The organism is Vibrio sp. S11_S32 (genome assembly GCF_014694465.1).
Lineage (GTDB): Bacteria > Pseudomonadota > Gammaproteobacteria > Enterobacterales > Vibrionaceae > Vibrio > Vibrio algicola.
In genome coordinates this window covers 34,997-48,819 of the sequence record NZ_JAAUWS010000007.1, presented here as the reverse complement: position 1 = coordinate 48,819, position 13,823 = coordinate 34,997, and the positions used below count along the sequence as shown (strand labels likewise).

General features: G+C 42.4%; 11 protein-coding genes. 3 read left to right on the top strand and 8 right to left on the bottom strand.

Translation table 11 applies throughout. The features are described 5' to 3' along the window. Positions 1 to 109: 109 nt before the first annotated feature. The 3 genes from cybB to HC723_RS05960 all read right to left on the bottom strand — a co-directional run bounded on the left by cybB (position 110) and on the right by HC723_RS05960 (position 2,722). Positions 110 to 634: a cytochrome b561 gene (gene cybB, locus HC723_RS05970; RefSeq protein ID WP_190338510.1), complete on the bottom strand. Its 525-nt coding sequence runs from the start codon at positions 632 to 634 to the stop codon at positions 110 to 112. A 522-nt stretch (positions 635 to 1,156) separates the two neighbouring features. Next, positions 1,157 to 1,750, bottom strand: coding sequence for a Fe-S biogenesis protein NfuA (nfuA, locus tag HC723_RS05965; RefSeq protein WP_153447967.1), 594 nt, complete (start codon positions 1,748 to 1,750; stop codon positions 1,157 to 1,159). 189 nt (positions 1,751 to 1,939) lie between these two features. Continuing rightward, a complete protein-coding gene (locus HC723_RS05960) occupies positions 1,940 to 2,722 on the bottom strand; it encodes a ComF family protein (RefSeq protein ID WP_190338509.1) in 783 nt (260 codons plus the stop codon). 86 nt (positions 2,723 to 2,808) lie between these two features. Between HC723_RS05960 and bioH the strand changes: the two genes are divergently transcribed. Then, positions 2,809 to 3,573, top strand: coding sequence for a pimeloyl-ACP methyl ester esterase BioH (gene bioH, locus HC723_RS05955; RefSeq protein WP_190338508.1), 765 nt, complete (start codon positions 2,809 to 2,811; stop codon positions 3,571 to 3,573). 113 nt (positions 3,574 to 3,686) lie between these two features. On the opposite strand, the gene HC723_RS05950 is transcribed toward bioH, so the two are convergent. Beyond that, positions 3,687 to 4,451, bottom strand: coding sequence for a DeoR/GlpR family transcriptional regulator (locus HC723_RS05950; RefSeq protein ID WP_190338507.1), 765 nt, complete (start codon positions 4,449 to 4,451; stop codon positions 3,687 to 3,689). A gap of 169 nt (positions 4,452 to 4,620) precedes the next feature. Beyond that, entirely contained in the window at positions 4,621 to 6,225 is a 1,605-nt protein-coding gene (gene glpD, locus HC723_RS05945) for a glycerol-3-phosphate dehydrogenase (protein WP_190338506.1), read from the bottom strand. 369 nt (positions 6,226 to 6,594) lie between these two features. On the opposite strand from glpD, the gene HC723_RS05940 reads away from it, so the two are divergent. Both HC723_RS05940 and glpK read left to right on the top strand, forming a co-directional pair. Beyond that, positions 6,595 to 7,452, top strand: coding sequence for an MIP family channel protein (locus HC723_RS05940; RefSeq protein ID WP_190338505.1), 858 nt, complete (start codon positions 6,595 to 6,597; stop codon positions 7,450 to 7,452). Between the two features lie 39 nt (positions 7,453 to 7,491). Next, entirely contained in the window at positions 7,492 to 8,994 is a 1,503-nt protein-coding gene (gene glpK / locus HC723_RS05935) for a glycerol kinase GlpK (protein WP_190338545.1), read from the top strand. Positions 8,995 to 9,307: 313 nt separating this feature from the next. Here the strand turns inward: glpK and glpC are convergent, their stop codons facing one another. From glpC to glpA, 3 genes are read right to left on the bottom strand one after another with little or no spacing between them, the layout of a single operon-like run. Continuing rightward, entirely contained in the window at positions 9,308 to 10,564 is a 1,257-nt protein-coding gene (glpC, locus tag HC723_RS05930; RefSeq protein ID WP_190338504.1) for an anaerobic glycerol-3-phosphate dehydrogenase subunit GlpC, read from the bottom strand. Then, positions 10,561 to 11,931: a glycerol-3-phosphate dehydrogenase subunit GlpB gene (glpB, locus tag HC723_RS05925; protein WP_190338503.1), complete on the bottom strand. Its 1,371-nt coding sequence runs from the start codon at positions 11,929 to 11,931 to the stop codon at positions 10,561 to 10,563. Before glpB ends, glpC begins: the two co-directional genes overlap by 4 nt. Continuing rightward, the gene (gene glpA, locus HC723_RS05920) at positions 11,928 to 13,628 is read right to left on the bottom strand and encodes an anaerobic glycerol-3-phosphate dehydrogenase subunit A (RefSeq protein WP_190338502.1); all 1,701 of its coding nucleotides are present in this window, start codon (positions 13,626 to 13,628) and stop codon (positions 11,928 to 11,930) included. The genes glpB and glpA overlap by 4 nt, the downstream gene beginning before the upstream one ends. Positions 13,629 to 13,823 lie beyond the last annotated feature (195 nt).

Sequence of the window (13,823 nt, the reverse complement as noted above, 5' to 3'; positions counted from 1 at the left end):
AAAAAGCCCACGTTATTTGATGTGGGCTTTCACTTTTCTCAAGCGACCAAGGACGGGTCAGCGTTTTTTCGGCGTATTCACATTGATCAAATATTAAATGGAATTGGTATTATTTGTTCGGCATCATCCGCACTAAGGTGTCATCTTTTACCACATAATGATGATACAAAGCCGCAATAGCATGAATACCAATCACGAAGTAACCTGCATTGGCAATCCACTCATGAAAATCTTTAATCGTGCCTGCGGTTGCTTTATCGGCAATGGAGGCGGCTGGCATCGAGATCCCCAATAACGGCCAAGATTTTCCTGCTACAAACAGCAAACTGATGCCTAAAATTGGCAAGGCAATAAACCCAAGATACAGCAAACTATGTGCCAGATGTGATAGACCCGTCTGCCACGCTGGTGGTTTTGGTGAAATGGCCGGAGAGGTGTATTTCTTTTTTAGATACACCCGCAGCAACATCAATACCAACACCAATATGCCAGCATTAAAGTGAATGATTTTGATGTAATTATGCCAAGGATTTGGTTTTGGAATAAAGCCTTTGAGTTCAATCGCCGCATAAGTTACAGCGATCAATAACAATATAAGCCAGTGCAGTGCGATTTGAGGTTTAGAATAACGCATTAAGTAATCTCCCTATTTTTGTGAGGGGAATTATGAACGATTTTATGTGAAGAATGTGTGATTTTTACGCAAGTTTACGTTTGTTATTTGTAGTAGACGTTTTGTTTATGGGCGACCCGTGCCTGAGGGGAAATATAATTTGAATGATCTTCAGTGTATTTGGGACCGGAATCTGCCTAAATTTTGCTTGGTCTCAGAAGGCTGTGTGATGAACTCGCGATTAAATCCAGATTCAAATAAATCCCGCAGCCAAAAGAGACTTATTGCTTTAGTTATACCAATTCCATAAATTTAATGATGGTTCAAAATTGAGTACAAAGAAAAGTGTCAAAGGCCATGGATGGCCTTTTCTCAAGCGACCAAGGATGGATCAGCGTCTTTTCGGCGTATTCAAATTGATCAAATATTAAATGGAATTAGTATTATATAAGGTGAAGAGCATAAAAAACCGAGCGGTTAGGCTCGGCTTCATTTGATGACAATCTGCTTTTCTCGTTATTCGAGGTTAGCATCTCTCCATGCTTACATGTAAGAGTGATCACCAGCTTCGTGTTCAGTTGAATCTCGTACCGCAGTAAGCTCACCAGGGAACTGTTCGATAAGTTGTTTTTCAACACCATCTTTTAGCGTGACATCGACCATAGAGCAACCATTACAACCGCCGCCAAATTGCACTAAAGCCACACCTGAATCAGAGATGCTGATCAAGCTAATATGGCCGCCGTGGCTGGCAAGTTGTGGGTTTACTTGGGTTTGAATCGCATAGTCAACGCGCGCCATTAACGGTGCGTCGTCGTCCAATTTACGCATTTTAGCGTTTGGCGCTTTTAGCGTTAATTGAGAACCCATTTTATCGGTAACGAAATCAATCTCTGCATCTTCTAGGAAAGGCAGGCTGATCTCATCAATATAAGCATTAAAACCACTGAAATTCAGTACTAAATCAGACGCTTCAACGGCTTCTGGTGGGCAATAAGACACGCCACATTCTGCATTCGGTGTTCCTGGGTTGACCACGAAGACACGAATATGCGTTTCATTTGGTTGCTGCTCAAGTAATTTACCAAAGTGTGCTTCGGCATTCTCTGTAATTGTAATAGTATTTGTATCTGACACGGCTAATACCTGACTATTTTAGTGGGATTTTGCGGTTATTTTACTCTTCTGATTATTATGATCCAGCCTCTTTTACCACTATTTAATAGAAATTTGATTTCAATTCTCTTTTCATGCCAATTTGATAAAGCAAATGATTACGATAAATGGCTATTTTTGATTGATTTTCAATGTGATTTAATTGGTAACTTACTTAGGTTCCGGTGTGCGACATAAGCAATAGATATCAATTCTTTCCACTCCCGCCTTGCGCAATGCTTGGCATAAAGGCGTCAGAGTACTGCCGGTGGTGACCACATCATCAATAATGGCAACATGCTTATACTTAGGAATTTGACGCAATACAAAAGCGCCGCGTAAATTTTTACGCCGTTGTTTCTTATTCAGCCCTTTTTGTTGAATGGTGGCATAGCGACGGCGAAAAACCTGATTATTAAGGCTGACATTTTCCCCTTGCTGCTGCCATTGACTCACTAATTGAAACGCCAATGATCGGCTTTGATTGAAACCTCGTGATAATAATCGTCGCCAATGTAAAGGCACCGCAATGCATTCTGGCGCGGGCTGGGGGATTTGCGCTTTTAACAGAGTCGCTAAATCGTAAGCCAACCAAAACTGACCGTGATATTTAAAATCTTGTACACTTTTGCTGAGTGGGAATTGATAGTTATTGACACAATATAAGCGATCCCAGGCGGGAGGATCCACTAGGCATTGACCGCACAGTTTAGTCGGTTTCAGTGTCTCTAACCCACAGCGTTGACAACGAGGCTCATGACTAAAAAATTGCTCACAACAAGTGGCGCACCATAACGGTAAATCAGTATTTGGCCTACTATGATCCTTTTGCTTATTAAGATCTACATCATCCGATTTTAAATCACTGTTATCATCAATGGTGAGGCGGCATAACTGACACTGCCTTGGCAGGCATCGGGTGATAAAGCGAGAAAGTGAGCGGTTAAGATCCATAAGATAGAGTATTTTGATTGTTCGGATAAAGGTATAATGGTGCCATAATTGTCACGCATCAATGTATGAATTTAGTAGGAGCAAGGATGAGTAAATTACACTGGCAAAGCCAAGGTGAGGGATTGGATATTGTCTTGATCCACGGCTGGGGCATGAATGGCGCAGTCTGGCAGCCGACCATTGATGCGCTATCGGTCAAGTTTCGCGTGCACAGTGTTGATTTGCCTGGCTATGGTTTAAGTCACGCTCAATCGGCGCAAGACCTTGATGATATGTGCCAGCAAGTGTTAGCTCAAGCGCCACAAAAAGCGGTGTATTTAGGCTGGTCTTTGGGCGGTTTAGTGGCGACGAATATTGCGCTTAACCACCCCGATCGGGTTAGCAAGCTCATTACGGTGGCAAGTTCGCCTAAGTTTGCTGCCGAAAAAGGCTGGCGTGGTATTTTACCTAAAGTGCTAACCGATTTTACCTCGCAATTAACCAGTAATTTTAAGCTGACGATTGAAGGTTTTATGCTGCTGCAAGCCCTTGGCAGTCCTTCGGCGCGGCATGATGTTAAAGCGATTAAGAAACAAGTGTTCTCTCGTCCAATGCCCGATCCCGAGGCATTACGAATCGGATTAGATATTTTATCTGAGGTAGACCTTCGCCCAGGATTGTCCGATATCAGTATGCCTTTTTTGCGTTTATATGGTCGTTTGGATGGCTTAGTACCGAATAAAGTGGCGACATTGGTATCCGAACTGGCACCTAGCAGTGAGTGCTGTATTTTTCAATCGTCATCTCACGCGCCCTTTATGAGCGAGCCTGAATTGTTTTGCGAAACGGTGGAAGGGTTTTTGGTGCAATAAAAAAGACGCCTAGCTTGATAATTACCGCTTCAGGTTGCAGAGCTTAAAATCTTTGCAGCTAAAATCTAGGAGCCTTAAGTTGATCGGTGCATAAGTTCATCGATGATGGGGGGTTACGCTTGTATTTGTAGGGTAATGCCAAGCTCTTTAATTAAACTTCCAATTTCTTCCGGTGGGGTTTGGTTAGTCACGATTAAATCAACATCTTTTATCGTGCCTAAATTGACCATCGCATTACGACCAAATTTTGAATAGTCGATAGGCAAAAATACCGCGCGGCTATTTTCGATGATCGCGCGTTTTACACGGACTTCATGGTAATCGAAATCCAATAATGAGCCATCAAAATCAACACCACTAATGCCCAAAATACCAAAATCTAAACGAAATTGAGAAATGAAATCGAGGGTAGCTTCACCGGTTACGCCACCATCTTTATTGCGAACTTCTCCACCTGCTAAAATCACTTTGAAATCAGGTTTGGTCATTAAAATAATCGCGGCATTGATATTGTTGGTAACGATGCGTAACTGATTATGGTTTTGCAATAACGCTTTGGCGACCGCTTCTGGTGTGGTGCCAATATCGATAAATAGAGTAGAACCATCGGGAATATGTTTTACCAGAGCTTGTGCAATACGATCTTTTTCATTTTGATGCATCACTTTTCGCACGCTATAAGATGAATTTTCAGAACTATTGGTCAAGGTTGCACCGCCATGATTACGGCGAATTTTATTGGCATCAGCCAGTTCATTAAGATCTCGGCGAATGGTTTGAGGGCTCACATCAAACATGGTGACTAAGTCATCCGTACTGACATAACCTTGAGATTTTACCAGTTCAATAATTTGTTGATGCCTTTCGCTCGCTTTCACTCTGCTTTCCTCTTGGTCACTTTGGTGTTTTTGGGGCGTGATCTTGTTAACACCAAAGTTATATCAATAATGTTTATCGAAAAGCAGTGTACGTGATAAGCGCAATAAAAGGAAATTCATCCAATGTGAATACACTCAAAACTGACACAGAAAATGATCTCGGCCCCAATTATTGAGCGAGTTCGAGCGTGCTATTCTCGTTTGTTGGGATATTTTGAGCTTTACCTTCAATATAAAGGTTCACTTGAGCTTGAGATGCTGCGGATAAAACAATCCCCAACTTGGTTCTGCGCCATAGAATATCTTGCGCAGTAAAAGCAAATTCATGTTGCAAGAGATAATCGATTTCATGCTGATACACTCCCTGCCCAAAGTGCTGCCCCATTTGCGATTCTTGGCTTATATCCACGAGCATCTGCTGTGCTTGAGAGCCATATTGACGACAATAGCGACGAATGGTTTTATTGTCTAACCAAGGGTATTGCTGACGCAGTTGCATACTTAATAGATTTTCATCGTATTGCTCGCCACCAGGTAAGATCGAATCTGCGGTCCAACTGTTGCCCATTTGTGGAAAGAATGGTGCCAGCTGATCCATTGCCGATTCGGCTAACTTCCGATAAGTCGTTAATTTACCACCAAAAATAGACAGTAATGGTGCTTGCTCGCCTTCTTGCTCTAACGACAAAGTGTAATCACGAGTAATCGCTTGTGGTGAATCAGATTCATCGTCACACAAAGGTCGTACACCGCTGTAAGTAGAGACAATGTCATCCGCTTTAATTTGATGAATGAAATGTTTATTGACCACATCAATTAAATAATCCACTTCTTGCTGATCAATCGTGACCTTGCGAGGGTCGCCTTGATACTCAACATCAGTGGTGCCAATCAAAGAATAATCATCTAAATAAGGGGTAACGAATACAATCCGCTGATCATCATTTTGTAAGATGTAGGCTTGTTCTTCGTTATGGATCTTAGGCACGATAATGTGTGAACCTTTGATCAAGCGAATACCATAAGGTGATTGAGCATTGGTTTGATCTTCCATAAAGACATTGTCGGTTATGAAGTTTCGTACCCAAGGACCAGCAGCATTGACCAAAGCATGAGTGCGACGTTCAAAACGGGTATTGGTGCGTTTATCGAATAAGGTGACTTGCCAGATATCACCCAGACGCTCTGCTTTTTCAACGTGGCAATAGTTTTTAATTTCAGCGCCCTGTTGCTCGGCCTGTAAAATATTGAGCAACACCAAACGCGCATCATCCACCCAGCAATCGGAGTATTCAAAGCCTTTGACCATTTCCTTTTTTAATACATTAGTATGGCGGAAATCGACACTATGACTGCCCTTTAGTAACCGATTTTGTTTAGTGTGTGTGGTTTTTGATTTAGAAGAAAACGAGCGTTTACCTAAATTATCGTAAAGAAATAAACCGGCACGGATCATCCAAGCGGGGCGTAAAAAAGGGCGATGAGGCAAACGAAAACGCATCGGCTTAGCAATATGAGGGGCTTTTTTGAGTAATACTTCTCGCTCGGCAAGGGATTCAGACACTAAACGAAATTCATAATGCTCAAGATAGCGTAAACCACCATGGATCAGTTTAGAACTGGCAGAAGAGGTGGCAGAGGCAAAATCGCTCGATTCGTATAAACCGACTTTAAGATTTCGTCCAGAGGCATCTGCCGCAATACCCGCGCCATTTATGCCACCACCCACAATGATGATATCTAAGACTTCATTGGCATTGTCTAAATTATTCATTCCCACCCCTTTTTCTATTAATAAATGTTCGTTCGAGCAATGTGGTTAATTTACCGAAAATTTAAAAACTGTCCAGCGAAATTATCACAAATGTTCACTTATTGTTGCCTAGATGTTTATTAATTCACTGTTTTTATCTGGTTTTTATCTGGTTTTGTAACATTGGTGTAAATAAATTTTGTCTAAGCTTATGTATTACATGGATCTTCGTTTTTTATCGTACAAATGAAGTTTCTCTATATTATATGTTCGAATAAATAAAACAATGAGCATACGCACATTTGTGGTGTTTGTTTATTTACAATTTTTAACATTGTTGTAGTTTTGCTCTATAAATTCTTCCAATAACTAAAAAGAATGGGTTTAACTATGGCATCTCTACCAACAAATAAAAAAAATCAATTGCTCGGAGAGTGTATTGCGGAGTTTATCGGTACTGGCTTACTGATATTTTTCGGCGTCGGGTGTGTGGCCGCTCTAGTGTTAACTGGGGCCAGTTTTGGTCAATGGGAAATCAGTATTATCTGGGGTATTGGGGTAGCGATTGCCATTTATTGTACCGGAGGTGTGTCTGGGGCGCATTTAAACCCAGCGGTGACCATTGCTCTCACGTTATTTCACGGTTTTGAAAAACGCAAAGTGTTGCCATTTATTGGCGCACAAGTGCTAGGGGCGTTTTTTTCTGCTGCGTTAGTGTACGGCTTATACAGTAATTTATTCACCAATTATGAACTTACACACCACATGGTTCGCGGTTCACAAGAGAGTTTGGCATTAGCGGGAATTTTTTCGACATACCCTAATCCACTGCTCAGTTTTGGTGGGGCATTTGCCGTAGAGTTCGTGATCACATGCGTGTTGATGTTTGGCATTTTAGCATTAGGTGATGATCGTAACGGGGCTCCGAATAAAGCATTGGCACCACTATTGATAGGCTTACTTATTGCGGTGATTGGTGGCGCTCTTGGGCCTCTAACCGGTTTTGCGATGAATCCAGCTCGTGACTTTGGACCAAAATTATTTGCTTACTTTGCTGGTTGGGGTGATATGGCACTAACCGGAGGTAAGGACATCCCTTATTTCATCGTACCAATTTTAGCGCCAATTATGGGTGCCTCATTTGGTGGTTGGTTATATCCAAAATTCATCTCACCATATTTAGCGGCTCAGCATGAACAGGTTAGTGAGCCAACCGAATCTGAATTAAAAGTTTCCAATAAAGCATAAACATCACAATAAAAACAAAAAATTAAGAAATAAGGATCCATCATGGAAAAGAAATATATTGTTGCTTTAGACCAAGGCACCACCAGTTCTCGCGCCGTCGTCCTCGATCGTGATGCCAATATTGTGTGTAGCGCCCAGCGTGAATTTACTCAAATTTATCCTCAAGCAGGATGGGTTGAGCATGATCCACTAGAAATTTGGGCGACTCAAAGCTCAACGCTAGTAGAAGCGCTGGCAAAAGGTGGTTTGCACTCTGATGAAATCGCTGGCATTGGGATCACCAACCAACGTGAAACCACAATTGTATGGAACCGCAAAACCGGTAAACCTATTTATAATGCGATTGTGTGGCAATGCCGCCGTACTGCAAGCATTTGTGAAGAGTTAAAAGAAGCTGGATTAGAAGAGTATATTCTTGAAAATACAGGTCTTGTGGTTGACCCTTACTTCTCCGGAACCAAAGTAAAATGGATTTTAGATAACGTAGAAGGCGCACACGAGCAAGCCCAAAACGGTGAGCTTGCGTTTGGTACGGTTGATTCATGGTTGATTTGGAACATGACTCAAGGTCGCACTCATGTAACCGATCCAACCAATGCTAGTCGTACCATGTTATTTAATATTAATACACTCGAGTGGGATGAAAAACTACTCGACGCATTAGGCATTCCAAAGTCGATGATGCCGGAAGTGAAATCTTCATCCGAAGTGTATGCACAAACTAACATTGGTGGTAAAGGCGGAACTCGTATCCCGATTGCTGGTATTGCCGGTGACCAACAAGCGGCGTTATTTGGCCAAATGTGTGTTGGTGCGGGCCAAGCGAAAAATACCTACGGCACCGGTTGCTTCTTATTAATGAATACTGGCGATAAGAAAGTGACATCTAAAAATGGGCTACTTACGACTCTTGCTTGCGGCCCTAAAGGGGAAGTCAGTTACGCATTAGAAGGGGCAGTGTTTATGGGCGGCGCTTCTATTCAGTGGTTGCGTGATGAAATGCAATTGATCAGTGATGCGACAGATACCGAATACTTTGCCACTAAAGTGGATACATCAAATGGCGCGTATGTTGTACCTGCCTTTACGGGATTAGGGGCTCCGCACTGGGACCCTTATGCTCGTGGCGCTATTGTGGGCTTAACTCGTGGGGTTAATCGTAATCATATTATTCGCGCCACACTAGAAAGTATTGCTTATCAATCATTAGATGTGATTTCAGCGATGCAAGCTGACTCTGGCATCAAGCTGGATTTTTTGAAGGTTGATGGCGGCGCAGTAGCAAATAATTTCTTAATGCAGTTCCAATCGGATGTGTTAAATACCGAAGTTCAACGCCCAGTGGTAGCAGAAGTGACCGCTTTAGGTGCTGCTTATTTAGCTGGTCTGGCGGTAGGATTCTGGGGCAGTATTGATGAGTTAAAACATAAATCCGTACTCGATCGCTCATTCAAACCATCCACTGATGATGGCAAGCGTGAACGTCGTCATAATGGCTGGAAGCGTGCAGTTGAATGTGCGAAAGGCTGGGCTGTCGAATAATATGTAGTCACTACTAAGCAAAAAATAAATGAACAAACCCCTAATGTTTCATGACATTAGGGGTTGTTTTTTATCTTGAGGTGCTTGAGGTTAGGCTGTTGAGATTAGATTTTTGGCTTGGCTTGGGTCAGTTGGATGAGTTGATTATACTCATGCAGGGTAATTCGATCGGCAGGCTGTTACTACGGTTGGGGCTACAGTGATCAATATGATCGCTTTAATGGCAGAAGATGATGCTGAGGGAAAAATATTCAGGCAGTGACGCCTGAATATTGATTAGCTGTAGGGGCAATGGTGATGCGGTAAAGTCGTTTTATATCAGTGCTTCACATAATAGTGAGATTGGGTGAATGGTGGTGACATTGGTGTTCTCTTCTATCTGCCACTTGCAGGTTTCACAATCGGTAATGGCATAGTCCGGTTTTGCCGCTTTTATTTGGTCGAACACATTCTTACCAATCGCAATGGATGTATCGTAATTTTCCGTTTTAAAGCCATAAGTACCGCCAAGACCGCAGCATTCGCTATCGAGCACTTGCACTTCTAAACCAGGAATTGCGCGTAACAGTTCGATGGTGTAAATATTGCCGCCACTGCGCTCTAAATGACAAGGCGTATGGTAGACAATCTTCTTATTGAGTGGTTTCATTTTAGGGCCGCGACCATTCATGATCTCTTTTAATAAAAATCGAGTAACATACTCAATTTTCTGCGCAACCTTACTATTATCGACATCTAAAACATGAGGGTATTCTTGTTGCAATGTGAATGAACAAGTGGATGAAGTTGACAAAATTGGCACATCTTGACGCTCAATTGCAGCCTCTAAATTAGCAACATTAAATTCGGCATTCTTCTGCGCTTTTTTGTGAAACCCATTGGCAATTAATGGTACTCCACAGCATTTTTCTTTATCGAGCAATTGAACACCAATATTCATGTTATTCATTACTTTAATAAAGTCTTTGCCTAATTGCGGGTGATTGTAATTAACAAAACAACCATGAAAGTAATGCACTTGTTGTTGATGAATAGACTGATCATTGACTTCTTTTTTATACCAACGACGGAAAGTGCCATGAGAATATTTAGGCAATGATTTATGATCATGAACCCCAATGGTTCTGTGCATCACTTTTTTAATAATAGACACATCGGTTATCGCGTTTACCACTGGGGCAACAGGGGTGGCAACCGTACCAAATAAGTCTGTGTGGCTTAAGACGAAATCACGTAACCCTTTCATGTTATAAGCTGGTTTGCCGTATTTACCACGCGCAACCGCAATCATGTCGCCAATTTTAACCCCAGATGGGCAGGCGGTTTCGCAGCGCTTGCAATTGGTACACAACTTTAGCAGTTCATCATAATATTCTGGGCTTTTAAAGCGCAGGCGCTCACCATCTGGTCCACACTGCTTTGGCCCTGGAAAGTCGGGATTCTCTTTCGCAACCGGACAATACACAGTACATACGGTGCATTTTAAGCATTGATCAAAACTGGTGTCGGCAGGGGCTCTGTAAATGAGATCCGCGCTTAATAAGTTAGATTTAAATAGTGGACTGCTCATAGTGCGACTTCTTCTTGTGCTACGTCATTATTAAGTGATAAAAATTCAGGCTTTAATTGCTTGATGATCGATTGTGCTGCATGAAATCCAGAGCTTATTGCTACCCCACTACCGCTGCCCTCGAAGACCGGATTGTAGTGAGAAAGGATCGCACCAGCGCAGTACAAATTATCGACAATGTGATTGGACTTTATTGCTTGTAATTGAGGCGTTGTTTTGACGCCCATACTTAAAAATGGGTGTGATTGAGGGCTAAAAAATTCAGGGTTATACCAATCGGTACGCGAAGTGGTTTGATCGATATCTAAATCAAAAATAGGTTCCATCATCGAGTTGGCACCGGCCTTTAATCCTTGGCTAAAAAAGCTGCCAGTCGCCAGGACAAATTGCTTCGCTTGTAATGGAAAATCACCATGATTTTTAGTGAATAGACGCTCTAATTTATAATGTGAGTGTTCAGGGTCGCATTGGTTAATACCACTAAACTCACCTTGAATAACATGATCGCCATTTAATAGGCTGCCACCTTGTTGAATAAAAGCGCGCTTCATGGATTCTTCTAAGCGGATACCAAGTAGAGATGGTGGCATAGTGGGCACTTCACACAAGCTTAATTGAGTGCGTGTTTCGATTTCTTTTAAAAATTTGAGCCCTTTATCATTGCCAAAAATGGCAGGGATCACGACTAAATCACCAGGGTTTGCGTGTTGTTGCAATGCGTGGGCAAACTCTTGTCTGTTTTCTTCTTTTGCCAGTATGCGAGACAGGTCGATAGAGCGCAGTTCGCAATGGTTGCGTTTTATATCATTAAACGCCGATAAGGAAATGGTGGCGGTGGTGATGTTGGTATTGGATAACGGGTCGATCAGTTTGAGATTATCTTGCGCTAATTTGGGTTGAAAATCTCGAAATCCATCAATGGTCATCATGACGATTTTTTTGACATGGTTATCGGCGAGGTTGATCGGAAATTGATGCACAAAAGGTTGTGATAGCCAAGTTGACTTCATCGTACCTAGTGGTGTTAAGCGATAATGGTTGAAGCCGTTAGATTGTGAGGTGAGCGGAACGCCAATGGTCGATAGTTTTTGTTGGTACCACTTGATTGAATGGCTGACATTTTCTTTTCCTAATCGCGCATAAGGGTGCTCAGGATACAGGCGAGAAAATTCACCAATAGCAGCCATAGGATCGGTAATATGAGTACCATCAGGCGCTTTTGCGAGTACATCAACCGAACCGGATGAAAAATGCAGTGCACTTTGGCCGGAGGCAATAACCGCCGTTTTTAATCCGGCTTCTTGGCAACGTAAAGCGCAGCTTAAACCGGCCATGCCACCACCAATGATAATAGTATCGAAATTCATAGTGATGCCTCTAATTCTTGTTGAGATGGTGCTGTTTTTGAGTCGGTTATGTTCGTTGGCAGTTTCTGTTTTTTAGTATTGCTTGTCGGAATATCACTGGCACCAAATAAACCTTCATAAATCCAATAACTGAACTCGGCTTCGCGTAAGGCGTCTCCCCAAAATACCGGTTTAATGCCTTTCCAGCGCTCTTCTAAAAAATGGGTTAATAACTGGCTGGATTGATTGCCACTCACTTGGCCACATTCTTCGAATAATCCCGCTGCTCGGTAAGTACATAACTCGCCCTGACAAGGCCCCATCCCTAAACGAGTACGGCGACGCAGATCAACTAGATTATGAACATCTAATTGGTTAATGGCGTAATTGATCTCACCTTGAGTCACCATTTCACATTCACAGATAACAGCTTGATCTTTTGCTTGATCGGTTAAGAATCGGTCTGCTCGGTCACCATGACGGTAAAGGGCGCTTTGATACACTGGCTTGGCTAAACTGGCGGTTTTTTTTGTGGTAATAGACGCGCCATTGGAACCTGGAAGTGGTTTTAGATGTGTGCTGCATGGAGTGTTGTTATTGAGTTTCTTGGCCATAAGATCTGTGGTCATCTCAGCCATCAGGCGTGAGGTCATTAACTTGCCGCCCGCGATGGTGGTAAAGCCATTAAGACCGTCTTTTTGTGCATGATCGAGCAATACAATACCACGGCTGATATTACGTCCCGTTCGATCATCATCGACCGCCACTAATGGACGCACACCAGCATAAGCACGAAGTACACGAGTATTGGCCATAATAGGGGCGAGTTTAGCGCCTTCATTCAAAAGAACATCGACTTCTTTGGCTGTGACGTGTAAGTCATCAATTTTATCGTAATCAATATGTTCGGATGTGGTTCCGATAAGAGAGATGGTATCGCCAGGTACTAGAATATCGGCATCAGACGGTTTGCGACAACGGTTAATCACTAAGTTATTGATGCGATAATCTAAGATAAGCAGCGCTCCTTTGGCAGGGAACATTTTGACGCTTAGATCGGCGTACTCACAAATACTTTGCCCCCAAATGCCAGCAGCGTTTATCACTTCTGAAGCGAAGATTTCAAGTTTTTGATTGGTTCGTGTATCAATACAATTCACGCCTAGTACCGTATCTTGGTGGCGAATAAGCGAGGTCACATGAGTGTGAGTGAGCAAGCGCGCCCCATTTTCTTTTGCATCTAGTACATTTGCGGCACATAAGCGAAAAGGGTCGAGGGTGCCATCAGGAACTTGAACCGCACCAATAAGGTTAGGGTTAACATTCGGCTCCAGTAATAATGCTTCTTTAGGTGTTAACTGTTTGGTTTCAATTCCGGCGGTTTGGCAAGACTCAATAAACTGAGATTGAAAATCTAAATCGTCATCAGGGAGAGAAATAAATAAGCCTTGAGTATCTTCGACACAATGCCTGGCAACAGATTTTAATATCTTGTTTTCATGGATACATTCTTGAGCTGATTCATTATCGGTCACGGCATAGCGAGCACCAGAATGAAGTAAACCATGATTTCGCCCCGTCGTGCCGGAGGCTAAATCATCCTTCTCTATTAAAATACAATCGATGCCACGCAAGGCGCAATCTCGCATGATGCCAGTACCCGTTGCACCACCACCAATAATAATAACGGAAGTTTCTAATCGAGAAGCTTTGCCCATAACCTGGTCTCTTTTTGCCAATGATGATATATGGACTAATAATGTTCTTTATATGAGGTTTTTTCTTTGACTTAGCTCAAAAATGCTCGTTCGCGCTTTCGTTTTGTGTTTGTATTGCTGTTTTTGTCACATTAATTCAATCAAACGAAGGATAAAAAATTCCCCAGTATAAATATTTTATGCTGGGGGATTGTT